Source organism: Acidithiobacillus ferriphilus (assembly GCF_028215975.1).
Classification (GTDB): Bacteria; Pseudomonadota; Gammaproteobacteria; order Acidithiobacillales; family Acidithiobacillaceae; genus Acidithiobacillus; species Acidithiobacillus ferriphilus.
Genome location: NZ_CP116458.1, coordinates 231,223 through 255,539 on the forward strand (window position 1 = coordinate 231,223; position 24,317 = coordinate 255,539).

The window sequence follows — 24,317 nt, forward strand, 5'->3', positions numbered from 1 at the left end:
CGTAAACTGCAAGCGGGTCCCGGTAACGGTCTAAAAAGAAACAGATTTAAGCACGGTGCGTCACATCTCCGACACGCACCAGCTTGAGGGTGTTGGTACCACCGGAGGCACCCATGGGTTCGCCGATCGTAATGAGGATCAGGTCACCATTGCGGACGACACCGCGTCGCCGCAGTTCGTCTTCTGCCGCCCGCATGACCTGCACCGGATCATCATGGCGACTCTGGGGAAAATTCACCGGATGCACCCCGCGATACAAAGTCACCTTGCGCCGGGTATAAACCTGCGGCGTTAACGCGTAGATCGGCACACGGGGATTGGCACGGGACAACCATAAGGCGGTGGAGCCGCTTTCGGTAAACGCTGCGATGGCGACGATGGGGGAGCGCATGGTGGCTAAAATCGCGGCAGCCGCGATGGTTTCGTCCATCCGGTCCAGTGGCCGGTCGAGAATCTGTAAGGTATTGTTGATGGGTGCCTGCCGCTCGACCTCGCGGCAAGTTCGATCCATGGCCGCAACGGCCTCCACGGGGAATGCACCGCTTGCCGTTTCCGCAGACAACATCACGGCATCGGTACCGTCGAGCACGGCATTGGCGACGTCGGATACCTCAGCGCGGGTAGGAATGGGTTGATGAATCATGGATTCCATCATCTGTGTCGCCGTAATTGTCAGGCGGTTGTATTTTTGCGCCAAGGCAATAATCCGCTTCTGCACGGGGGGCACCGCAGCGTCGCCGATTTCAACGCCCAGATCACCGCGCGCCACCATGATGACTTCGGAGACCGCGAGAATTTCTTCAATGGCCTCTACCGCCTCGGCCCGCTCGATTTTGGCGACCATTGCCCCATGTCCGCCCGCCTCCTGGAAGAGACGGCGGGCTTCATCCATGTCTGCTGCACTGCGTGGAAAAGAAACCGCCAGATAGTCGGCTTCCAGGCGCGCGGCGGTAATAATGTCAGCCCTATCCTTGTCGGTCAGCGCCGGTGCGGTCAGTCCGCCACCAGCCCGGTTGATGCCCTTGTTGTTGGACAGCTCACCCCCCTGCACCACCCGGGTGTGAATCTCGTGACCCTGCACCTTTTCTACCCAGAGGACGATCATCCCGTCATTGAGCAGCAGGGTCGCGCCCCGGTCTACATCCCCGACCAGTTGCGGATAGGTCACACCCACCCGCGTCTGATCGCCGAGGGCGCAAGTGGTGTCGAGGATAAAAGGCTCGCCTTCCTTGAGGTGGATTTTGCCTTCGGCAAACTTACCGATACGAATTTTGGGTCCCTGCAAATCGGCTAACACACCGATGGCACGGCCATGGGCGCGCGCCCTTTCCCGTACCATGTCGGCACGCTGGATATGCTCTTCTGCCGTGCCGTGGGAGAAATTGAGGCGGACGACATCGACACCTGCTTCGATCAGGCGATCGATGACCTGCACATCGGAACTGGCAGGACCCAGGGTTGCGACGATTTTCGTCCGGCGTATCAATTGAATTTACCTCTCGCACGTTCTTCCAGCATGGCTACGGCGGGCAGGGTCTTGCCTTCGAGGAATTCCAGAAAGGCACCGCCACCCGTACTGATATAGGAGACTTTGTCTTCGATATTGAACTTGTTGATGGCGGCGACGGTGTCACCGCCTCCGGCAATGGAGAAGGCACTGCTTTCGGCTACGGCGTGGGCAATGGCTTCCGTGCCGCCGGCAAAGGCGTCGAACTCAAACACGCCGACCGGACCATTCCAGACGATGGTGCCTGCTTTACGCAGAATATCGCCCAGGACCTTGGCAGTATCGGGACCAATGTCGAGCACCATGTCATCGGCGGCGATTTCGCCCACGCCGCAAGTCCGTGCCGGGGCCGTTGCCGAAAACGTCTTGGCGACGACCACGTCGGAGGGCAACGGGACGTCGCCACCCTTGGCTTTGGCGGCGGCAATGATGGCTTGGGCATCGGGTACCAGATCCACTTCGCACAGTGACTTGCCCACGGAATGACCGGCGGCGAGGATGAAGGTGTTAGCGATGCCGCCTCCTACCACCAGTTGATCCACTTTGTCCGCCAGGGACTTGAGGATGGTCAGCTTGGTGGAGACCTTGGAGCCGGCGACAATGGCGACCAAAGGACGCTTGGGGTTTTGCAGGGCCTTAGCGAGCGCCTCCAGTTCGTTGACCAGCAGCGGGCCGGCGCAGGCGATGGGAGCAAATCTGCCGACGCCGTGGGTGCTGGCCTGGGCACGATGGGCCGTACCAAAAGCATCCATCACATAGATATCGCAGAGCGCGGCCATTTGCCTGGAAAGCGCTTCGTCATCTTGGCCTTCGCCCGCATTGAAACGGACGTTTTCCAGTACGACCACATCACCATCCTGCAGCCGGGCGAGGCTATCCTTACCGCCATCCAGCCAATCCCGCACCAAAGGTACGTTGCGGCCCAGCAACTGGCCGAGATGGGCGGCAATGGGGGCCAGGCTGGCCTTTTCGTCAAAAACACCTTCCTTGGGACGCCCCAGATGGGACATCAGCATTACCCGCGCACCGCCGTCCAGCGCGGCGCGAATGGTGGGCAGGCTGGCGCGGATGCGGGTGTCATCGGTAATAGTCCCCGCATCATTCATGGGGACATTGAGATCCTCACGAATCAACACGTGCTTGCTCTTTAAAGGCAAGTCGGTCATGCGCAAAATATTCATGGCGGCTCCTCCTCTCAGCGGGCCTGACCCATCATGGCGAGGGCGGTATCCACCATGCGGTTGGAGAAGCCCCACTCGTTGTCATACCAGGAGCAGACCTTGACCAGTTTGCCCTTGACCTTGGTCAGGGAGGACTCGTAGGTGGAGGAGTGCGGGTTGTGGTTGAAGTCGATGGAGACCAGGGGCTTGTCGTTGTAGCCGTAGACACCCTTGAGCGCACCCTGGCTGGCCGCTTTCATGGCCGCATGGATTTCGTCGACGGAGACTTCCTTGTTGACGATACAGGTGAGGTCAACGAGGGAGACGTTCTGCGTGGGCACGCGGATGGCGAAGCCGTCCAGCTTGCCCGCCAGCTCCGGCAGTACCAAGCCGATGGCCTTGGCGGCACCGGTGCTGGTGGGGATCATGCTCATGCCAGCGGCGCGGGCACGGCGCAGGTCTTCGTGATAGACGTCGATAATGCGCTGGTCATTGGTCATGGAGTGGATGGTGTTCATGGTCCCCGCCTCGATGCCGGCGAGATCATTGAGGGTCTTGGCCAGCGGCGCCAGACAGTTGGTGGTGCAGGAGCCGTTGGAGACGATGTGGTGCTTGGCCGGGTCGAGCAACTGGTGGTTGACGCCGTACACCACCGTCAGATCCACAGCGTCCTTGGCGGGAGCAGAGATCAAGACTTTCTTGGCGCCGCCCTTGAGGTGCAGGGCTGCCTTTTCGCGGGAGGCGAAGAAGCCTGTGCACTCCAACACGACATCGACACCCAGATCGCCCCAAGGCAGTTTGGAGGGATCACGTTCTGCGAGTACCTTGACACGGTCGTCACCTACCAGCATGTCTCCGCCATCCACGCTTACCGGCAAGAAGAAACGGCCATGGACGGAATCGTACTGTGTTAGATGGGCATTCGTCTCGGGGCTCCCGAGATCGTTCACCGCGACGATCTGGACCTTGTCGGTCCGCTTCGCTTCATATACCGCCCGCAGGATATTCCGTCCGATACGTCCGTAGCCATTGATGCCAATACGCAACGTCATAATGTTAACTCCTTAAATGTTTGGAATAAAAATATTTACAGTGCCTGGAAACGTGCGACGACGTTATCCACCGTGAAACCGAATTTCTCGAACAGGATCGGCGCCGGGGCCGAGGCGCCAAAGTGATCTATGCCGATGACCGCGCCGTGCAGGCCCACATATTTGTACCAGAGCCCCGTGGTGCCCGCTTCGATAGCGATCCGCCTGCTGATGTTGCTGGGCAGGACACTCTCCTGATATACCGCATCCTGGGCCGCGAAGATGTCCATGCAGGGCATGGAAACCACGCGCACCGGATGGCCCTGCTCCGCCAGCTTGGCCTGTGCCGCCAGCGCCAGCTCCACTTCGGAGCCGGTGGCGATGAGGATACCCTCGGCTTTGCCGCCTTCGGCATCCTTGATCACATAGCCGCCGCGGCGGGCGTTGGCCACGGTTTCGTCGGTATGGGGCAGGGCCGGGAGATTCTGTCGGCTGAGGGCCAGCAGGGATGGTGTCCGCTCCTGCTTGACGGAGGACTCCCAGGCGATGGCGGTTTCCACGGCATCTGCCGGGCGCCAAACATGAAGGTTGGGAATGAGGCGCAGACTGTTGACCTGCTCAATGGGCTGGTGGGTGGGGCCATCTTCGCCCAGACCGATGGAGTCGTGGGTCATTACGTAGACCACCCGAATACCCATCAGCGCCGCCATACGAATGGCGTTGCGGCTGTAGTCGGAGAAGATCAGGAAAGTACCGCCGAAGGGCAGGAAGCCATTGTAGAGGGCAACGCCGTTCATGATGGCGGACATGCCGAATTCGCGCACACCGTAGTGGATGTAGTTACCCATCAGACGATGCTTGCCGATGTCGATGGCTTCTTTCCAGCGGGTATTGTTGGACGGCGTCAGGTCGGCAGAGCCGCCGAGAAACTCGGGCAGCGTCGCAGCAATACCCTGAATGGTTTTGCCGGAGGCGACGCGGGTAGCGATCTTCGGCGCTTCCTTGCGGAAATCGCTGATGAGCCGGGCGATGGCCTTGTCGAAGTCCGCACTGGCTTTGCCCGACAGGCGACGCACGAATTCGGCGGCTTCTTTCGGGAAAAGGGATTTATATTTGGCAAATTTTTCTTGCCAGGCGCTCTCGGCTGATTCCCCTTTGGCGCGTGCATCGTAGGCATGGTAGACCGCCTCGGGAATCTCGAAGGCCTTGTCGCTCCAACCCAGATTCTGGCGGGTCAGGGCGACTTCCTCCGCACCCAGCGCCGCACCATGGACGTCGTGGGTGCCCGCTTTGTTGGGTGAGCCATGACCAATGACGGTCTTACAGCAAATCAGGGTTGGCTTGGTAGTTTGCTTGCGCGCCTCGACGATGGCTTTTTTGATGGCTTCAGGATCGTGACCGTCCACATGGCGGATGACATGCCAGCCATAGGCCTCGAAGCGCGCCGGGGTGTCATCGCTGAACCAGTCATCCACATGGCCGTCGATGGAGATGTTGTTGTCGTCGTAAAAGCAAATCAGCTTGTTGAGGCCCCAGACGCCAGCCAACGAGCAGACTTCGTGGGAGATGCCTTCCATGAGACAGCCGTCACCGAGAAAGACGTAGGTGTAGTGATTGATGATCTCATGATCGGGGCGGTTGAATTGCGACGCCAGCATCCGCTCGGCCAATGCCATGCCGACGCCGTTGGCAAGCCCCTGACCCAGCGGGCCGGTGGTCGTCTCGATGCCAGGGGCGTCGCGATATTCCGGGTGACCGGGGGTCTTGCTGTGCCACTGGCGGAAGTTCTCAAGGTCTTCCATGGAGACATCGTAACCGGTGAGATGGAGGAGTGCGTACTGCAACATGGACCCGTGCCCGTTGGATAAAATGAAACGGTCGCGATTGGCCCAGTGGGTGTTAGCCGGGTTGTGGACGAGGAAGTCGTTCCACAGCACTTCGGCAATATCCGCCATGCCCATGGGCATGCCGGGGTGGCCGCATTTGGCCTTTTCTACGGCGTCGATGGTGAGAACGCGGATAGCATTCGCCAGATCAGTGCGGGTGATGGTCATAAACAACACTCCTTATCAATAAAAATCAGTCGATACGCTGGTGGGTACGGACCCGGCGCAGGATGCCGTCGTGACCGGAAATGACCAGGCTCTCGCTTTCTACGAAATAATGGGAACGGGTTACACCATCGAGGATGTCGCCGGAAGTCAGGCCTGTAGCTACGAACAGCACATCATCGCTGGACACCAGTTCATCGCGGCTCAACCACTGCCCGGCTTTGAGGCCGGCGGCGGCGACGGCTTCGGCTTCGCCAGGTTTCTGCGGCGACAGGCAACCAAACATGTCGGCACCCATGGCACGGGCGGCGCAGGCGGAAATGACGCCTTCCGGGGTGCCGCCTATGCCCATCATGGCATCCACCTTGGTGCCGAGGGCGGCCATGATGCCACCACTGACATCACCGTCCGTCTGTAAGCGCACGGTAGCACCGGCCGCCTGGATCTCGCGGATCATGGCTTCGTGGCGGGGCTTCTTGAGCAGGAAAATGCGCAGCTCGCGGACCTCTTTGCCGAGGGCGCGGGCCAGCTCGTGGAGCTTGTCCTTCATCGGTGCGGCAGGATCAATTTTACCGCGGGCCGGGGCCGGGACAATCAGTTTGTCCATATAATAGGCCGGACCGGGCTGGAACATGCTGCCTTTAGGGGCCGCCGCCAGTACGCAGATAGAGCCGGGCATGCCCTGAGCCAGGAAGGTGGTGCCTTCGACGGGGTCAACCGCAATCTCTACCTCCGGGCCGGTGCCCGAGCCTACCACCTCACCGTTATAGAGCATGGGGGCTTCGTCTTTTTCACCTTCACCGATGATGACCAGGCCACGCATGGGGACCTGGGCAATGGCGGAGCGCATGGCATCCACTGCAGCACCGTCGCCGAGTTCCTTTTCCCCCCGACCGATCCAACTGCTGGCGGCGCGGGCCGCAGATTCAGTAACGGGAAGCAGGGACAATGCGAGATTACCAATGGAGGCCATGGGGTTTTTCCTTCAGAGATGGATTAGTAGAAGACAATAATCGTTTTAGCATAAATCAAAGGGCCGCATTTGGGAACTCGGCGGTGGTTTCCAGCCATCGTCTCCAGCTTTCGTGGAGTTGGGGGTCGAGGGTGGCGAGGATAGGGCGTGGCGGCAGATCACCTTCCCTCAGATCGTCGCCATTAAGTTGCGTGGCCCGCCCGCCCGCTTCATAGAGAATCAGGGCACCCGCAGCGCGATCCCAGAGTTGCTGGGCGCCATGCAGATAAAAATGATAGCGACCGGCGGCCAGCCAGCACCACTCCAGGACGGAGGCACCGAAGTTGCGCTGACTGTGGAAGGGTTGCTCGTTAATCAGGCGCAGGGCAAGGGGGCGACTGAGTCTTTTGTAGTCGACGACCCCGACACAGTGTTGAAGCTTCGGTGCTTGACGAACCGCCAGGAGCACGCCATCCATGTATGCACCCGCACCCTGTGCCGCGGAGAAAAGCTCGGCACGCACTGGGTCGTACACCCAGCCAAGCATGGACCGCCCGCCTTGCAGCAAGGCCAGGGAAATGCCGAACACCGGGATACCGGCGGCAAAGTTGCTTGTGCCGTCGAGGGGATCCAGACACCAGAGCATATCCGCCTCCTGCAACAGGCGGGCTTGTTCGGCATGGCTCATTTCTTCGCCAAGCAGGGGAATATCGGGGTAACGGGCGGCGAGCATGTCCCGCAAAAAATTCTGGCTATCAATATCGGCGCTGGTGACAATGCTGCCATCGGGTTTACGGTTGGCGCCGACGGTGTGAAAACGGGGTAGAATGAAGCGTTCGGCACTGGTGCGCAGCAGTTTGCCCACCCATTGTTGATCGATTTCTGGTGTCATGGGCGTTGTCTCCGGTACGCGTCTTAGTGCTCAGCCTCTGGGTTTCGGCCCCGACGCAACTGGCTATTCAGGGTGATCACTTGGGCCGGGTGGCGCCTTTTTTCTGCGGACTTTTTGACGGCGTTGTTCAAGGCCTGATGAAATTCCATGGGCAGGCGGCGCAGGATCTCTTCTCCTTCCGGGCTGAAAAGATCCATCTGGCAGGTCACGCCCTCGTGCAGGTTGTCCCGGGACCGGGTGGCGAAGTGGTGCCAAACGCTGACCGCAATGCGTCCGCCGATATAGTCGCAAAACACCCACTCCCGCTCCATCAGGATGGCCATGACCGAGACATAACGCAAGGGGATGAAAACGGGACCTGGGGCGGCATGTTGCAGAATGAGGGCCTGATTGTAAATCCAGGCCGGAACCAGCCCGGAACGTGTTTGCCAGACGGGGGGGCGACGGCAATCGGTGTCTTTGATCATGTGTCACCCACGCCAGCGTCACGATGATATAATCCCACCCACGTTCTCCTGCTCAATGTCAGAACCTCATGCCACGCATTCACTTATACGCCGATTCCAATCTCCCCGAAAGCGGACCTTTTTTGCTTCCCGCCGGGCCCAGCCACCATTTGCTCAAGGTGTTGCGCGCCCGAAATGAGCAGCCGCTTACCTTGTTTAACGGGGATGGTGCCGTTTATCACGCCACTCTGGTCGGGGTGTCTTCAGGGGCGGCGTTGCTGGAGATCGCCGAGCGTCGCCTGCAGGTGATGCTCTCGCCCTTGGCTATTCAAGTCTTTTTGCCCCTGACCCGGGGGGAGCGCTGGGATTGGAGTTTGCAGAAGGCGGTAGAACTCGGGGTGCGGCGGATTCAACCGGTGGCCTGCCGCCATGGGGTAGTGCAACTGAGCGAAGCGCGTGGGAGCAAGCGTCTGGCGCGCTGGCGGGATATCATCATTGCCGCCTGTGAGCAAAGTGGTGCCACGACCATTCCTGATCTGGCCCCGCCGGTCGCTTTGGAGGCGGCATGGGGCGCCGTGCGGGGAGCCGCTTTTGTGCTGGATCCGGGGGAGGGCGAGCGATTTGCTGGCATCGCTCCTCCGGGGCCGGAAATTACCCTCCTCAGTGGCCCTGAGGGTGGGCTGGCAGCGGAGGAGGTGGCCGCCGCGCGGGCCCACGGTTTTCGCTTGTTGCGCATGGGGCCGCGGATCCTGCGCGCGGAGACCGCCGCCATCGCCGCCATCGCCGTCGCCCAGGCGTTGTGGGGCGACCTTTGAGTCGTCCCCGTCAGATCCAGCCTGTCTTCTTGAAGTCGATGCTACGCTTCAGACCGCGGTTACACCCGTGCTTGGCGCAGGGGCCCCAGCGGAACAACCAGCTTGCGGTGGTTGACAGGGCGGGCGGCAGGATAGACCATCGAGCCTAGTTAATTTCGGGAATTTCGGCATGGACATTTTGTTAGCGAATCCGCGTGGTTTTTGCGCCGGAGTCAATCGGGCGATTCAGATCGTCGATCGCGCCCTGGAGCTTTTTGGTGCGCCCATCTATGTGCGGCATGAGGTCGTTCACAATCGTCATGTCGTCGAAGACCTGCGCGCCCGTGGTGCCATCTTCGTCGAAGAGCTGGATGAAGTGCCGGACGCGGCGACGGTGATTTTCAGCGCTCATGGGGTACCCATTGCCGTTCGTCAGAATGCGGCGGCGCGGGGCCTGAGCGTCTTTGATGCCACCTGCCCACTGGTGACCAAGGTGCATATGGAGGTCAAGAAATACAGTCGGGACGGCATGGAGATGGTGCTCATCGGTCACGCCGGACATCCGGAGGTGGAGGGCACCATGGGTCAGGTTGCGGAGGGCATGATGTATCTGGTTTCCAATGTCGCCGATGTGGCGACCTTGGCGCCCCGCAACCCGGAGAAGCTCGCTTATATCACCCAGACGACCCTGAGCATGGATGATACCGCTGAGGTGATTGTTGCCCTGCGTGCGCGCTTCCCGCTGATTGAGGGGCCGAAGAAAGATGATATTTGCTATGCGACGCAGAACCGGCAGGATGCGGTGAAATCGCTGGCGCCCGGCGTCGATATTCTGCTGGTGGTGGGCGCGCCGAACAGCTCCAACTCCAGCCGCTTAGCGGAACTGGGTACCCGGCTGGGGACACCGACGCATCTCATCGAGGATGCGCAACAACTGCGCCGCGAATGGTTTGACGGCGTGGAGAAAATCGGTATCAGTGCCGGAGCGTCGGCACCGGAAAGCCTGGTACAGGGGATTATCAACACCCTCCGGATCTGGGGCGCGCAGCTTCCGAAAGAGACGCCTGGTGTAGAGGAGAAAGTCACCTTCAGCCTGCCCTTGGCACTGGTGCAGGCGCAGACACGACGGGAAAACGCCTCCTGAACGCTGGTTGCCCCGCTTCCGGGCAAACTGGTTACGTTAGCGCCGATCCGGGAGTGGGTCCGTTGTCTCTGTTCCAGTGATCTCATCAGCCTGAAGGAGGCGCGGGGCCAGTTCCACGGGTTCTATGGCGGGCATTTCTTTGTTATCCGGCGCGGCCTTGAGGTCGCGGAATTTGCGCGCCGAGACCAGTACCCGACTTTCCAGCGATCCTGTCGCGTTGTTGTAGGCCTCCACCGCCTGGCCCAGTCCCTTGCCCACCCGCGCCCAGTGCCCTGCCAGGATGCTCAGGCGGTCATAGAGCTCTTTCCCGAGATCGCTGATCGCCCGGGCGTTCTCGGCCAAGGATTCCTGCCGCCAGCCATAGGCCACCGCCCGCAGCAGGGCGATGAGGGTGGTGGGGCTGGCGACGATCACCTTCTGCTCCACCCCGTATTCGATGAGCGACGGGTCTTCCTGGAGGGCGGCGCTGAAAAACACCTCGCCGGGCACAAATAGAACGACGAACTCCGGAGTCGGCTGAAACTGTTCCCAATAGGATTTTTTGCTGAGTTGGGTCATGTGGGTGCGTAATTCGCTGGCATGCTTGTGCAGGAAATGGGCACGTTTTTGTTCCTCGTCCGTTTCCATGGCCTCCAGGTAGGCATTCAGCGGGGCCTTGGCGTCGACGACGATGCGTTTGCCGCCGGGCAGTCTTACCACGAGATCGGGGCGCTGCTGGCCATTATCGGTGGCAACGCTCTCCTGCTCAGTGAAGTCGCAATAAGCCAGCATGCCGGCCATTTCGACGACGCGCTTGAGCTGCATTTCGCCCCAGCGGCCTCGTGCGGCGGGCTGGCGCAGTGCCTTCACCAGTGCGGCGGTCTCCTGATGCAGGCGCGGCAGGTGGTCTTGTACGAGACCGCGAATTTGCTCATTGAGGGCGCTGTAGGCATCGACGCGGGTTTTTTCCATGGCGTCGATGCGGGTGCCCACTTTCTCCAGAGACTCACGGATAGGCTCCACCAGTTGTCCCACGGCCTTCTGGCGGCCCTCCCAATCGGTCTTCGCGTTTTCCTGGAAACGCTCCAGATTCTCCCGCGCCAGTTCGAGGAAGGACTGGTTGTTGCGGCGCAGGGCTTCGGCGGAAAGGGACTGGAAGGCATCGCCGAGACGTTGGCGGGCGTCTTCCAGGAGTGCCAGTTTTTCGTTGCCGCGCAGGCGTTCCTGCTCCAGCCGTTCACCGAGTTCCGCCAATTGGCCCTGGAGGGCGGCCAACTCTGTTTGCAGGCAAGCGGCACGGTTGCGCTCCGCCACCAAGGCACTTTCGAGCGCCGGGATACGGCGGCTTTCCGCTTCGGCACCGGCTCTATGTTCACTTTCATGGCGGAGGATTTCCTGCTGTTCCTGGGCCTGTTGCCGCAGTGCGCTTATTTCTCGCTGCAGGCTGTCCATCTGAGCGGCGGTGGCTTGCTTGCCTTCCCGAAGGGCCTCGCTGATATCGTGTTGGCGCTGGATCATGCTGCGCGCTATCAGTCCAGCCGCAAGCAGTCCGAGCATCATACCGACAATGAGATACAACAGATTTTCCCAGATCAAAAGCCGGTCCTACAGGTTAGAAAAAGCAGTCCGAGAATACGCGAAGCGGGGCGTCAAAGCGATGGCCCACAAACAGTGGGTAAAAACGGAGCCAGGATGCCAGGCGGAGCGGGTACTCGCGCACCGCGGTTTCAGGACTCCAGGTGCGAGGTACAGTTGGGACAGCGTGTGGCTGCCAGAGGGATCGTCGATGCACAGAAAGGGCAGGTTTTGGTGGTCACGGCGGCAGCGGGTTTGGGGTAGAGTTTGTTGATGACCCGCACAATGGAAAAAATAACCAGCGCAATGATAAAAAAGCTGATCAGTGAAGTGATAAAGAGGCCGTAATTCACGGTCACGGCGCCCGCCTTCCTGGCGGCCTCCAGAGTCAGGTAGGGGCCGGGAACGGTGCCATCCTTTAACACGATATAGAGGTTTGAAAAATCGACTTTGTTGAGCAACATACCGATAGGTGGCATGATCAGGTTGCTGACTAATGAAGTCACAATGGCGGAAAATGCCGTGCCAATAACAAAGGCTACAGCTAAATCAATGACATTGCCGCGTTGCAAAAATATCTTGAAATCTTTGACGAACGCTTTGAGCATGGTAATCACCTTTGATGAGGGTCGGCTATTTCCGTAGCATAACCAATGCGCCTAAATTTGAAAATAACCATCACTTATGAAACGTCATTGATTAACGTCGGCAGAATTGATTGATGGCGCTTTTGCTGTTGTCCATCTGCTGGTGGCCAGACGCTGCGGCGCAGGCCCTTTGGCCATTTTGACAAGTAATAGCCCAGCCCTGAGTCAGATCAAAAAAATGTGCCGCCTGGGCTGCTGGGGATGCATAAGCACCGCTTTGGAGAAGCGGCGCCAGGGCATGGAAATAACGGCTCTCTTCCTGTGCCCATTGGGAAACGGCTTGCCAGCAGGTGGCCTGTTCGTTTGTGGGCATTTGCGCACAACCCGTCGCGTTGCTGCGCGCATGATCCAGCGCCTGCTGCCAGTTGGGGCAGAATTGTTGTGCAGCCTCAGCGCGCTGGGCGGCGACGGCGGCGAGCCGTTGCTGCGCAGTCTCGCTATTGCGATTGGCCAAAGCGGTACCGCGCGCGGCAGCGCTGGCGGTGGCGTTTGATGAGGAAGAAGGTGGCAGGGAAGCGCAGCCCGATAGGGTAAGCGCGAACAAGAGGAAAAGAATTTTTGCGGGCATGATCTAAGACTCTCGGGTAGTTGGTCTTCGCCCGTTATATATCACAAGTTGGCGATATTGCAGAGCCCAGCGCTCAGCGACGCTTAAATCGCTCGGTGAGATGCAGTCTCTGAAGCAGACACCTTACCCCCCCTCCAACGCTCCTTCCACCCCTCAAAGAGTACATAGAATGCCGGCGTCACATAGAGCGTCAGGAACTGCGAGACGATGATGCCGCCCGCCACCGCCACGCCCAGCGGCACCCGCGACTCAGCACCCGCCCCGACGCCAATGGCGATAGGCAGAATACCCAGCACCGCGGCAAGGTTCGTCATCATGATAGGGCGGAAGCGGGTGACACAGGTGTCGACCATGGCATCGACGGCGCTGGCCCCTTCGCGGCGGCGGTGAATGGCGAAGTCCACCATGATGATGCCGTTCTTTTTGACCAGCCCCACCAGCATGATGATGCCGACGAAGCTGAACAGATCGAGTTCCTGATGGAATATCCAGAGGGCCAGCAAGGCGCCAAAACCGGCCAGAGGCAGGGCAGTGAGGATGGTCAGGGGATGGATGAAATCTTCATAGAGAATGGCCAGAATGGCGTAGATCAGAGCCACCGTCGCCAGCAGCAGGAGTGGCAGGCTGCCGGTGGACTGGGAAAAGGCCGCGGCGGACCCACCAAACGCTCCCTGCACATCCGCGGGCAATATCTTTGTCGCTGTGTTCTGCACTGTCCGGGTCGCATCGCCCAGAGAGGTGCCGGGGGCCAGATTGAAAGAAATGGTCACGCTGGGCAGTCCGTTGTAGTGGCTGATACTCAAGGGCCCGACGCCGTAAGCGAAGTGCGCCAATGCGGCCAGGGGCACCAGGCCGGTGCTGCCCGGCACAGTGATCGCTGAAAGTGCCCCGAGATTTTCCTGAAACTGCCGCGCCAGATCGAGAATGACCTCGTATTGATTGGTGGAGGCGTAGATGGTGCCCACCTGGGTGCCGCCGAAAGCGAAGTTCAGCGCTTGCTCGATGGCCTGAGGGGTGACCCCCAGGGCCTGGGCGCGCTGGTGCAGGATGTGCACTTCAATTTCCGGGTTGGCTAATTGCAGATCACTGTTAACGGCCTGTAGTCCGGGTACTTTGCGCAGGGCTGCTACCAGTTTGGGCACGGTCACATTCAGGCTATTCTGATCCTCGCTCTGCAGAATGTATTGGTAATGAGATTGCGATGAGACCGGCCCCATCTGGATAGCGGGCGGTAGCTGGAAACTCGCTTCCACTCCGGCAAAATGGCTGACGCGACGGCGCAATTCGGCAATGACCTGGGTTCCTGACGCCCGCTCGCCCAAGGGCTTGAGGCGGATGATCAGCCGCCCGGTGTTGGCGGAGCCGAAGGCTCCCGCACCTTGCCCGGCACTGGACATCACGGACTGCACGGCCTGATTGTGGCCGACGGCGGCGGCGATGGCCTTTTGGGTGGTTTCGAGTTGGGCAAAGGAAATGCCCTGGGGATATTCCAGATTGCCCATGATCATGCCGCTGTCTTCGGTAGGGATGAAGCCCTTGGGCAGCAGGATAAAGAGGCCGATCATGGCCAGCAGGCTCAGCAAGGCCCCGCCATACACCCAGCCGCGATGGCTGAGCGCCGCCCGCAGGCTGCGCCCGTACCAGTCGCGCAGGCTGAGGAAACCGCTTTCGAAGCGGCTCCGTCCCTGATGCTTCACCCGCAGATAGCGGGCGCAGAGCATGGGGGTTAGCGTCAGAGATACCAGCCCGGACAATAGGATGACCACCGCGATGGTGACGCCGAACTCGCGAAATAAACGACCGATGATGCCACCCATCACCAGAAAAGGCAGGAAGACCACCGCCAGCGACAGGGTCATGGAAATCACGGTAAAACCGATCTCGCGGCTGCCAACGATTGCCGCCTGATGGGGCTCTTCGCCGTTTTCCTCATGACGGGCGATGTTTTCCAGCATGACCACGGCATCATCCACCACAAAGCCCACCGCCAGCGTCAGCGCCAGAAGCGTCAGCGTATTCAGGGTGTAGCCCAGCGCGTAAATGATGGCGAAGGTGCCGAGAATGGAGGCGGGAATCGCCAGCGCGCCGATCAGAGTCGGGCTGCCGCGGCGCAGGAAAAGCCAGAGCACCCCGGCCACCAGTATGGAGGCGAGCAACAGGGTGACTTCGACCTCCTCCACCGCCGAACGGATATAGTCGGCCTTGTCGTACACCACCGTCATGTGGGCGCCGCCGGGCAGGCTGGCGCTCAGCAGCGGCAGGCGTTTCTGGATGGCGTCGGAGATGGCCACTGTGTCGGCATTGGGTTGGCGCACTACGGCGAGAATCAGGGCGCGCTGCCCCCCCATCCAACTGGCAATCTGATCATTGTCCACGCCGTTGCTGACCTGGGCGATGTTCGCGAGCGGCACCACCGCGCCGTTGGCGAAGGTGATGGGCATGTCGGAGAAAGCCTGGGCATCATGGAGCTGGCCATGCACATTCACCGCATAATTGCGCACCGCACCCAGCACCGTGCCCTGCGGCAGGTTGACGTTATGACTGGAAATGGCCTGGGTAAGGGCCTGCAGCGATATCCCGTGCGCCTGCATGGCAAAGGGGTTGGCGTGGATGCGAACCGCGTAATTCTGCTCGCCGAAGATCAGCACCTGGGCGACGCCGGGAATACCGGAAATGGCGGGCACCACCTTGTCTACCGCGTACTGGTTGAGCCGGTAGATAGGCATATTGGGCGCGGCGAGGGCAATAAACTCGATGGGTGCCGCCGACGGGTTGAGCTGTTTGACAAAGGGCAGGCTGGGCATGCCCGGCGGCAGCAGGTGGGAAGCCTGGGTGACCGCGTTTTCGACATTCTGGGTGGCGACATTGATGTTCTGGCTGAGGTCAAACTGCAGGATGACCCGCGTCGAGCCCTGATGGTTCACCGAGCTCATGGAGGATAGGCCGGGAATGGCGGAAAACTGCTTCTCCAAAGGCGTAGCCACGGCGCTGGCCATGGTCTGCGGGCTCGCTCCCGGCAGACTCGCCGCGACCATGACCGTCGGAAAGTCCACGCCGGGCAGCAAGGCTACCGGCAGTTTCATAAAGGCAAAAATGCCGTACAGCACTAGTCCGAGAATGAGGACGACCGTCATCACCGGGCGGCGGATGAACAGGGCGGAGAAATTCATGCGGATTTCCTCTGTTGGCCCTCATGCGACGCGGTGGCCGCAGGGGTGCCGGTGAGTTCCACCTTCGCCCCCGGATAGAGGCGGGCGGGAAGCGGAAAAATCACCCGAATACGCTTGTCTACGCCCTGTACCACCGCATCCGCGCCCGATTCCCAGAGCACCTGCACCGGCTTGTCCACCGCTTTACCACCTTGCACCACATAGACAAAGGGTCCGCTGCTGCCCTGCTGGACCGCGCCCACCGGCAGCACCGTCGCCTGCGCCACCTGCTGTACCGGCATCTGCACCTGCACATACTGTCCCGGCCAGAGGCCGAGGTTGGCGTTGGGTACGGTAGCCTGCAGACGGATGGTAGCAGTCCCCGCACTGACGCTGTTATCAATAAAAGTGAGCTTGCCCTGAGCGAGTACGGTACCACGCTTCTCGTCGTTGATGGGCAGGGGGATTGCCTGCTGTTGCGCCCGCCGCGCCGCGCTCAGCAAGCCCTGGGGAATGCTGAAATTCACGGTAATGGGCGCGATCTGGTTGACCGTGGCCAGTTGTGTCTGGTTGGCGATGACCAGGTTGCCTGCCTTGACCTGGGCCAGCCCGATGCGACCGCTGATGGGGGCGGTGATGCGGGTGTAAGAGAGATTGAGGCGGGCCTGCCTTAACGCGGCCTGATCAGCCTGTACCTGCGCTGTCGCCGCCTGTGCCTGGGAGACTGCCTGATCGAAGCTTTGCCGGGTGATGAAATCCTTTTCCGCCAGCGGCCGGTCCTGCTCCACTATGTTGCGGTTGTAGCGCGCTGTGGCCTGATCCGCCACCAGTTTGGCCTGGGCCTGGGCGAGCGATGCCTGCATCTGTGCCGGGTCGATGGTGAACAGGGTTTGTCCCTTCTCTACCATGCTCCCCTCGGTAAACTGCACGCTCTGCAGGATGCCGGAAGTCTGCGGCACGAGTGTCGCCGTTTGCAGAGGCGTCACCGTGCCTAGAAAACCTTCATAATGGGTCATGGGGCGGGTACTGATGCTGACGAGGCTGACCCGCAAGGGCGGCATTTCATGCTTGGTCTTGGTCTGGCAACCACTCAACAGCAGGGAGAGGGAGGCCAGCGTCAGCAAGAGAACAACAGGGGAACGGGTCACGGTGCATTCTCTCCCAAAGGCATGCCGACGGCCTGACTGAGTTGCGCCAGGGCGACATAACTGTTAACCAGATTCTGAATCAGGGTGTAGCGCGCCTGCGCCAGGGTGGACTCGGCGAGAAGGACATCCTGAATGGTAGCCTGGCCGACCCTATACTGGGCCTGTACCACCTCCAGCGCCTTCCCAGCATTTTCCAGGCCACTCTGTGCGCCGGGGTAGGCCGCAATCGCGCCCTGAAAGTTGTGAAAATCCTGCCAGACCGTGGCTTCGGTGCTGTTGCGGCTGGCCGCGAGGTTGGATTGAGCCTGATCGCTCAGTGCCTGTGTCTGGCGTATCTGATAATGCGTATTGAAGCCGGTGAAGAGGGGCACGGTCAGGGTGAAACCCACCGTCCAGGTGTCACCGGGCCGGAAGCCGCCTTGATAGAGATAACCATAAGAGCTGCTGACCCCCAGACTGGGCAGGCCACTGGCCTCGGCGCTACGGACATTGGCTTGGGCCACCGCTACCTGCGCCCGCGCCTGCTGCAGGGTGGGATTGGCGGTGAGGGCGGCATGCATCAGCGTCTTGGCAGCGCTGTGGAGTTGGGGCGGTTCCTGCCCCAGTTTGAGCGGCGCTATCCTCAGCGTGGTCTGGGGATCGAGGCCCAGGGTGCTGGCCAGCAACCCTTCGCTGCTGCGCACGGTCTGGCGTTGCGCGGCGAGGGTGGATTGCGCCTGCGCCATGGCGGCCCGGGCCTGATAGAGGGCGCCGATGGTGGCTTGCCCGGCACGATGCAGCACCTCGGCGGCTTCCAGATTTTTCTGATTTTCCGCAACGGTCTTTTCATCGGCAAGCACTAAGGATTGATTGCCGAGGAGTTGGTAATAGGCCTGCGCGACGCTGAAGGCCACGGTCTGGATGCTCTGATTCTGGGTGAAGCCCGCCACCCATTCCTGGGCGCGGGCAGCATCCATCTTGGCGGCGCGCAGGCCAAAGTCCCACAGGGTGTAACTCAAGGTCAGGTTGGGATTGACGCTGTTGCGTGCCGGCACCGTAAAGCCAGCGGTGGAGGCTGCTTGCCGACGGCTCAAATTGGTATTGAGGGACAGGCTCGGCAGCCAGGCGCTTTCCGCCATCCCCAGGCTCGCCGCCTGCGCACGCAATCCATCCCAGGCGGCGGCGGTCTGGGGGTTGTGGGCGAGGGCATACGCAGTGAGTTGCGGCAGCGTCCAGATTTGCGCCTGCTTCGCCACAGAAAGACCCTGGAGCTTAGGTAAATCGGGCAGGGCGGCTTGGGTGGTCCAAGGCTGTGCCGGGCTGGCACTCAGGCCGCTATCGGTGTTCAGAGGGTCGGCCAGCCACGCACCGACGCCGGCTTGCGCCAGCCCGCCTTGAGCCACACAGAAAACGGTACAGACAGCCAGCAATAGCGCTTTGGGGGGCACGCTCAGGCTCCTCGGCAGTGGAGCCGCCATTCTCCCGGAAAGCGGGGTCATAAGGAAGATGTGGTCCCGGAGGAAATTGTTGCGAAATGTTACGGGCTGACCTTGCGAAAGACGAATCGTGTTCTATATAAATCTTTGCTGACTCTGTGACGTGTATTGTTACCATTGGTTACCGGCCGATTCAGCGCGTGAACACTATCTTAAGGGATAAATAAAAGGATGTCCGCATGATCAACAAGAAAACCATCGCAGCCCTGACCGCAGCAAGCTTGGCCCTGTTTTCCGCCTCTGCCATGGCCGACAGTGCGTGGAGTGCCAGCCAGAATCCAATTGTCGCGGCCAACAACGAAATAGGTCTCGCGGCGACTGGTACATTGATGAATTATCAGGAACACTTTGCCACAACAGGTGTCCTCAGCGCTCCAATGGATGATACGGAATCAGGCTGGTTGCCAGGATTCTCGGTAAATCTCTCGGGGATGAATAACAACCTTACAGAAAATCTGTATTTAGCGCTTAATTACAATTATTCTTCGGCCGGGATAGCTTATAAAGGGTTCGTGTACAACCCTGGCATACCGAACTCAGCCAGGCGCGCTGATACAACGGATCAGGCGACCACGCAGAACTTTCTGGGAAAATTGGGTAAAGGTTTTTCTATTCGTGACAACATGATGCTCACACCATATGTAGCGGGTGGATTTCAGTTGTGGAATAGACAGCTTCCCGGTAGCCATGAGCGCTATCATTCTGAGCTTGTTGGCGCAGGTCTCATGTATCAGTATGCACCGACAGCCAAATTGGTCCTGGGTGCTGACATGCGTGTACTCGCTCTTGTTGGCGGGGGTATCAAAACTTCCCAATGGTCTTCTGGGTTTGGTACCAGTGGAGAAGAAACCGTAGGGATTCATGCGGACTATAAAATTTCTGGTGGATGGCATGTTTATGGCGGCTTGAATTTCACCCACTTTACCTACACTGGGACGGGCATTGTAACGTTTTATCAAGGTGCCACGAAGTATATTGGTAAGGAGCCCCCATCATCAACCAATCTGCTCGGTATGAATCTCGGGCTTGCCTATAGTTATTAATCCGGTTTGTCCGCGAGCAGAGCACGCATGCGGTGTTAACGGACAAAATAGTATCATCCCAGTCTCCCGATCCACAGACGACTGAGTATGCTTGTAGGACAGGGGCGGCCTTAGCTATGGACGGCGTGAGAGCAGCCGCGGGGAGTGTATGCCCAAGCGCGCGGCGGTAACCGTCTTTGGCCTTTTGCGACAGGCCTTGTCTACAGGCGACGGGGTGCCTAGTACCTTGCGGAGCGAACGGCAGTAACAGACTGATTGCGGTCATTCAGCAGCAGAAAGCAAACGGCATCATCCGTTCACTGCGTTGGACGAAATCCATTGCAGGACGTACCTACGATAACTACGGCTGGGCGTCGCGCAGGTCTATGAGCATTTGCCAACATTGATTCCTCCAATCGTGACGCGCGACAACGTGAAGTGGTTGGGTGATGACCTAGATGTGCCCTGACAGCCGTGTGGCTACACGCTGCTAGTCAAAGATGCCACACCGACGCGGCTTGTGCGCTTGCCTCAGGTGCTAGCGAAATCTATGATGGTTGGCTATGAGCATTGATCTTAAGGCATTAGGTTCCAAGCTCTCGGCTTATCGCCAACAGATGGGCGAGTCCATTGCCGACCTAGTGACAGCCACGGGAATAGATTCGGTACGCTTATTGGGTATCGAAACTGGCGTTCTCTGGCCGACGGGCGACGAGATCCTTATTATCGCTGATCACTATCGCTGCGACTATAAATTCTTCATCTCTGATGACCATATTGCACCTTTCGAGCAAACCAAGACGCTCTATCGGGCTCATGCCAGCGATTTTTCTCAGGCCGACCGTCAGGCAGTCCAAGACTTCCTTTATCTGTGCGAAACTGAGTCTTTTCTAATGCAGGAACTGGGCCGCGTCGGATCCATTTTTTCCTTTCAGGCAACCGGTAGCAACTTCAAGCGCCACGGAGAAGAGGCTGCGGCCGCTCTGCGATCAACACTCGGCTATTCTGATCGCGAGGTTCCACGGGACATCTATGCCGAATTTCGAAAAGTCGGCGTCCATATGTTCCGTCGCAAGCTTGGGAACTCGAACATCTCCGGCTTGTTCATCATGCACCCAATTGCAGGCAAGAGCGCCCTGGTAAACCATAGCGAAGACATCTATCGACAACGGTTCAGTGCGGCCCATGAAATGGCGCACGCCATCTTCGACGCCGACGAAATCGCCAGCGTTTCCTATGAAAGGATAAATGGGACCGATCTTCGCGAAGTCCGCGCCAACCGTTTCGCTTCCTGTTTCCTCATGCCACCTGCGTTCCTGTCGTCGATTGTCCCTCCACCAGCCTCCTGGAGCGACGCAGACGCCTTACACTGGGCCAACGAATTGCGGGTCAGCTGCCAAGCTCTCGGTGTTGCGCTCGAAGCGGCCAATCTCATCGACACGCAGACCAGTCGTCGCATTCAAGGTCTTCGCGTCCCACGCGAATCAAAGGTCGACCCCGAGTTGCCGGCAAGCCTCTCTGATGCCCAACGCAGACGCAAATCACACCTACTTGAACTGGGGCTCTCAGACTATTACGTCGGCCTCTGCTTCGACGCACTACACGCTGGCGTGATCAGCATCGGACGCGCGTCGGAGGCACTGCTATGCAGCCAATCCGAGCTTGCAGAACTCGCAAAGATGTATGGTCGAGCGCTCCATGGCGACTATTGATCCATCGCGATTTCACCGTGTGAATGTGGCCGATACATGTGCGGTTTGGAACATCCTATCTTCATTGCTTCTTTATAATAGCGCAAGGGACGCGGGCTGCCAGTTCTGCATTACGGACTTCGTCCGCTATGAATGCCTTACAAAGCCACGCACATCAGTTACCGCGGCGGAGAAGGAGCTTATGGAACGGCTACGAAGGTCAGAAAGGCTCAGAGAATTCGAGCATTTTTCTTGCGATCTTGATGATCTTGAAATGATTTCATTGCTCGAAAGCCGGAGACGGCTAGGCAAAGGTGAACTTTCTTCCATCGCTTTGGCCATGAAAATGCACCAAGCTTTTATCACAGACGATATGAAAGCTCGCAAGCTCGCTGAAGAAGCCGGGCTTGCGCTAACGCAGACGACCGCCCATCTCTTCTCTTGGCTTATCTTCACGAGACGGCTCGGGGATGCGGACAAAACTACGATTGTCGCCCAGCATCAAGATATGGAGCAGCATTTGGCCCCGCACCTCGAAAAAGCCTACGAATTGGCGCTGCAATGCCTGCTTTCTGTCCGGTCGTAGGTGGCGAGCGAAGTCGATAGTAGATGGCGTGAGCAGAATCTTCCCTACATGGCCTAATAGGGCGATATTCGAGAACCGTTGCGTGAAGTTAGCATGGCTGGCAAGATCATACTGTTAATTTATTTATTTAACCCGAAAGACGGAGAGCATGGTAATGACAGCGGAAAATAGAATCTGGTCAGATCCGGCTTGGGTTACATACATAACGCCATTCAGGCTTATAGTTCCGGACGGTGAGGTGCCGATCGAAAGCTCTTTGGATGAAATTAATGGCAATACCTATAATCATGGAAAACTATCAAAAATAGTTGGAACGCTTCCATTAGGAAAGCAAGATCTAAAAGATTTCAAAATATTGCTTTGCTATGATGGAGGTATAGCATTGCCTCGCTACAAGAGTCTTTCTCAGAAAGAAGATGCGGTGCTATTATTTAATAAAATATTGTGTAATTTTCTTGTTGGTGGCATATACTGTGAGGCAGTTGATGTACGAGATGTAGTTTGTGGTCAATTGTACAAAAAAGAATTTATTTGGCCAGTTGATTATGGAGGCAGCGCATCTTCACAATTGCATGCCAGCTTACGCACAAAGGTAGCAAGCCTGCTGCAAGCTGCAGAGCTAATTAAGCCTAGAGCAATTTTCGTTTCTGATATCCGTAAGGCTTTTAACATTGGCGAACAAATAACGTCCATAATTAATAATCTTACGCCACAATTTCTCATTCGCGGGGCGACTGAATTGCAAAATAAAAACTGGTCTTCTGCAATCTCAATGTTATGGACCTGTGTCGAGCAGATGTCAGAATTTCTATGGGAAAAGAAATTCATAGAAAATTGTGAAAGGCACCCAAAACAGCCTCTTTCTGGAAGAATAAAATCATTTCAAAATGACAATCAGAGCTGGCCAATATCGGTGAAGCAAGAAATGTTATTCCAAACCGGAATAATTAACGATATCATCTTCTCGAATATATATCCTGCACGACAGGCAAGGAACCGTCTTGTGCATAGAGGAGGTTATGTTGATCCTGATACTGTGTTTAACCTTTTTGATGGCGTCTGCCAAATGATATCGCTATGTTCTGGAATTGCCGATTTACCTATGAGCAATTCCGCTGCGCTTCAATCCCATCCAGACCAAGAAGGGGAAAGCCGTTCTATGGAAGATAATCCATTCGAACAGTGGTTGTCGCACTCAAAAAATTAACTCGTGATACAAATATGTGCTCTCGATATTTTCCTTGATCTGTAAATTGCTTGCACAAAAAGAACCTGATCTAGAAAATTTGTGTCTGAGATTGTCTCTTGCCGGGCGTCCGCTTCCGCTGCCCTACCGCCGTTGAGCCCTGATGGTCGGCAGCAGATCTGGAAGCAGACGTTTGATCGGGCTAAGATTGTTTCTACGATGGTGCGTAAGGGATGTCTTGAATCGACTGGGCACACAATCAGGGAGACTATTTCCCACATCCAAAAAATCAGAGATACAACGCTGCTCAGTTACCGTACATGGACGTCCCCAGTTTGCCACTCCGGAAAAGCAGAATGGGTTCATGCCACATTATGACACAAGGGGCGTCTGGGTAAATGCATTCAAGGAAAATCATTATATGTCCCGCGTACGCATAATCTTGCTGACTCTGATAGTTCTCCTTGGTATGGCTGGCAATGGTCTGCTGGCAAGAGCTGCCTTGGGAGGACATTTAATTGGGCCGCTTCCATTTACCGCAATCCGGCTAGCGAGCGGCGCGGCGATCTTAATCCTCCTGATGATGGTGACTAAGGCTCGGCCAAGATTGCATCATTTGCTGATGCCAATGATGTTGTTTGTGTATGCGTTGGCATTTGCATATGGCTATGAGCAGCTTGGGGCGGCTACTGGAACTCTTTTTTTGTTTTTTGCCATCCAGGCGACCATGCTGGCATGGGAGATTCGTGGTGGCTATCGGTTGTCAAAATTGCAGTGGGTTGGCAGCGGGATAACTCTCGTGGGGTTGTGGGTGTTGGTGGGTGGCATCTCGCATCTTCCTAAGTTTTTGGGGATAGGATTGATGATAGGGGCCGGTGCCGCATGGGCTGGATATTCGATACTGGGCAAAAGTTCTATGGATGACTTGGCGACTACCACGGCAAATTTTTTATATTCTGGTCTGGCAGCTATTATTCTATTGGTGATCTATGCGGCGATAGAAAGCTGGCATCATGAAGTCATTCATATAAGTCTTGCAGGAATCTATTATTCTATGCTTGTTGGTGCAATAACCTCGGCATTGATTTATGTGCTCTGGTATGCCTTAATGAAGGAGCTAAGGGGCGTAACGAGTGCTGTCATACAAATGCTGGTTCCCGTGATTGTCGTCATTAGTGCGGCTCCGTTGTTGGGCGAACAAATAACGACCCGTCTGATTCTGGCTGCGGCTACTATGCTAGCGGGGATACTCTTGGTAACGATATCAAAAACCTATGTTACCAAATGATTTACAATATCACAACGGCGCACTGA

General features: G+C 57.8%; 20 protein-coding genes. 7 read left to right on the forward strand and 13 right to left on the reverse strand.

Annotated features, from left to right (window positions below; genetic code table 11):
- Nucleotides 1-46: 46 nt before the first annotated feature.
- Genes pyk through PJU76_RS01150 form a run of 7 tightly spaced genes read right to left on the reverse strand, consistent with a single transcriptional unit; the run spans nt 47 to nt 8,060 of the window.
- On the reverse strand, nt 47-1,486 hold the full coding sequence (gene pyk / locus PJU76_RS01120; protein WP_271780120.1) for a pyruvate kinase: 1,440 nt from the start codon (nt 1,484-1,486) through the stop codon (nt 47-49).
- A complete protein-coding gene (locus PJU76_RS01125; RefSeq protein ID WP_271780121.1) occupies nt 1,483-2,688 on the reverse strand; it encodes a phosphoglycerate kinase in 1,206 nt (401 codons plus the stop codon). Before PJU76_RS01125 ends, pyk begins: the two co-directional genes overlap by 4 nt.
- 14 nt (nt 2,689-2,702) lie before the next feature.
- Nucleotides 2,703-3,719, reverse strand: a complete 1,017-nt coding sequence (gap, locus tag PJU76_RS01130) for a type I glyceraldehyde-3-phosphate dehydrogenase (protein WP_271780122.1) — start codon at nt 3,717-3,719, stop codon at nt 2,703-2,705.
- A gap of 35 nt (nt 3,720-3,754) precedes the next feature.
- Complete coding sequence (tkt, locus tag PJU76_RS01135; RefSeq protein ID WP_271780123.1) at nt 3,755-5,752, reverse strand: transketolase; 1,998 nt, start codon at nt 5,750-5,752, stop codon at nt 3,755-3,757.
- 25 nt (nt 5,753-5,777) lie between these two features.
- On the reverse strand, nt 5,778-6,722 hold the full coding sequence (gene glpX / locus PJU76_RS01140; protein WP_215849455.1) for a class II fructose-bisphosphatase: 945 nt from the start codon (nt 6,720-6,722) through the stop codon (nt 5,778-5,780).
- Between the two features lie 55 nt (nt 6,723-6,777).
- Complete coding sequence (locus tag PJU76_RS01145; RefSeq protein WP_271780124.1) at nt 6,778-7,593, reverse strand: inositol monophosphatase family protein; 816 nt, start codon at nt 7,591-7,593, stop codon at nt 6,778-6,780.
- A 23-nt stretch (nt 7,594-7,616) separates the two neighbouring features.
- A complete protein-coding gene (locus tag PJU76_RS01150) occupies nt 7,617-8,060 on the reverse strand; it encodes a hypothetical protein (protein WP_271780125.1) in 444 nt (147 codons plus the stop codon).
- 68 nt (nt 8,061-8,128) lie between these two features.
- On the opposite strand from PJU76_RS01150, the gene PJU76_RS01155 reads away from it, so the two are divergent.
- Both PJU76_RS01155 and ispH read left to right on the forward strand, forming a co-directional pair.
- Nucleotides 8,129-8,854, forward strand: a complete 726-nt coding sequence (locus tag PJU76_RS01155) for a 16S rRNA (uracil(1498)-N(3))-methyltransferase (RefSeq protein WP_271780126.1) — start codon at nt 8,129-8,131, stop codon at nt 8,852-8,854.
- A 169-nt stretch (nt 8,855-9,023) separates the two neighbouring features.
- Nucleotides 9,024-9,977: a 4-hydroxy-3-methylbut-2-enyl diphosphate reductase gene (gene ispH, locus PJU76_RS01160; protein ID WP_271780127.1), complete on the forward strand. Its 954-nt coding sequence runs from the start codon at nt 9,024-9,026 to the stop codon at nt 9,975-9,977.
- 36 nt (nt 9,978-10,013) lie between these two features.
- Here the strand turns inward: ispH and rmuC are convergent, their stop codons facing one another.
- From rmuC to PJU76_RS01190, 6 genes are all read right to left on the reverse strand, one after another.
- Complete coding sequence (rmuC, locus tag PJU76_RS01165; RefSeq protein ID WP_271780128.1) at nt 10,014-11,552, reverse strand: DNA recombination protein RmuC; 1,539 nt, start codon at nt 11,550-11,552, stop codon at nt 10,014-10,016.
- 131 nt (nt 11,553-11,683) lie between these two features.
- Nucleotides 11,684-12,139 (reverse strand): large conductance mechanosensitive channel protein MscL, encoded by a 456-nt coding sequence (mscL, locus tag PJU76_RS01170; RefSeq protein ID WP_271780129.1) that lies wholly within the window; start codon nt 12,137-12,139, stop codon nt 11,684-11,686.
- Nucleotides 12,140-12,230: 91 nt separating this feature from the next.
- Nucleotides 12,231-12,746, reverse strand: coding sequence for a hypothetical protein (locus PJU76_RS01175; RefSeq protein WP_271780130.1), 516 nt, complete (start codon nt 12,744-12,746; stop codon nt 12,231-12,233).
- 83 nt (nt 12,747-12,829) lie between these two features.
- On the reverse strand, nt 12,830-15,916 hold the full coding sequence (locus tag PJU76_RS01180; RefSeq protein ID WP_271780131.1) for an efflux RND transporter permease subunit: 3,087 nt from the start codon (nt 15,914-15,916) through the stop codon (nt 12,830-12,832).
- Nucleotides 15,913-17,043, reverse strand: coding sequence for an efflux RND transporter periplasmic adaptor subunit (locus PJU76_RS01185; RefSeq protein ID WP_271780132.1), 1,131 nt, complete (start codon nt 17,041-17,043; stop codon nt 15,913-15,915). The genes PJU76_RS01180 and PJU76_RS01185 overlap by 4 nt, the downstream gene beginning before the upstream one ends.
- Nucleotides 17,040-18,470: a TolC family protein gene (locus PJU76_RS01190; RefSeq protein ID WP_271780133.1), complete on the reverse strand. Its 1,431-nt coding sequence runs from the start codon at nt 18,468-18,470 to the stop codon at nt 17,040-17,042. Before PJU76_RS01190 ends, PJU76_RS01185 begins: the two co-directional genes overlap by 4 nt.
- Before the next feature lie 227 nt (nt 18,471-18,697).
- Between PJU76_RS01190 and PJU76_RS01195 the strand changes: the two genes are divergently transcribed.
- From PJU76_RS01195 to PJU76_RS01215, 5 genes are all read left to right on the forward strand, one after another.
- Complete coding sequence (locus PJU76_RS01195) at nt 18,698-19,561, forward strand: hypothetical protein (RefSeq protein WP_271780134.1); 864 nt, start codon at nt 18,698-18,700, stop codon at nt 19,559-19,561.
- 542 nt (nt 19,562-20,103) lie between these two features.
- Nucleotides 20,104-21,252, forward strand: a complete 1,149-nt coding sequence (locus PJU76_RS01200; RefSeq protein ID WP_271780135.1) for a helix-turn-helix domain-containing protein — start codon at nt 20,104-20,106, stop codon at nt 21,250-21,252.
- Entirely contained in the window at nt 21,239-21,817 is a 579-nt protein-coding gene (locus tag PJU76_RS01205; RefSeq protein WP_271780136.1) for a hypothetical protein, read from the forward strand. The genes PJU76_RS01200 and PJU76_RS01205 overlap by 14 nt, the downstream gene beginning before the upstream one ends.
- A 154-nt stretch (nt 21,818-21,971) precedes the next feature.
- Nucleotides 21,972-23,024, forward strand: a complete 1,053-nt coding sequence (locus PJU76_RS01210; protein ID WP_271780137.1) for a hypothetical protein — start codon at nt 21,972-21,974, stop codon at nt 23,022-23,024.
- 343 nt (nt 23,025-23,367) lie between these two features.
- Nucleotides 23,368-24,291, forward strand: coding sequence for a DMT family transporter (locus tag PJU76_RS01215; protein WP_271780138.1), 924 nt, complete (start codon nt 23,368-23,370; stop codon nt 24,289-24,291).
- The last annotated feature ends 26 nt before the right edge of the window (nt 24,292-24,317 follow it).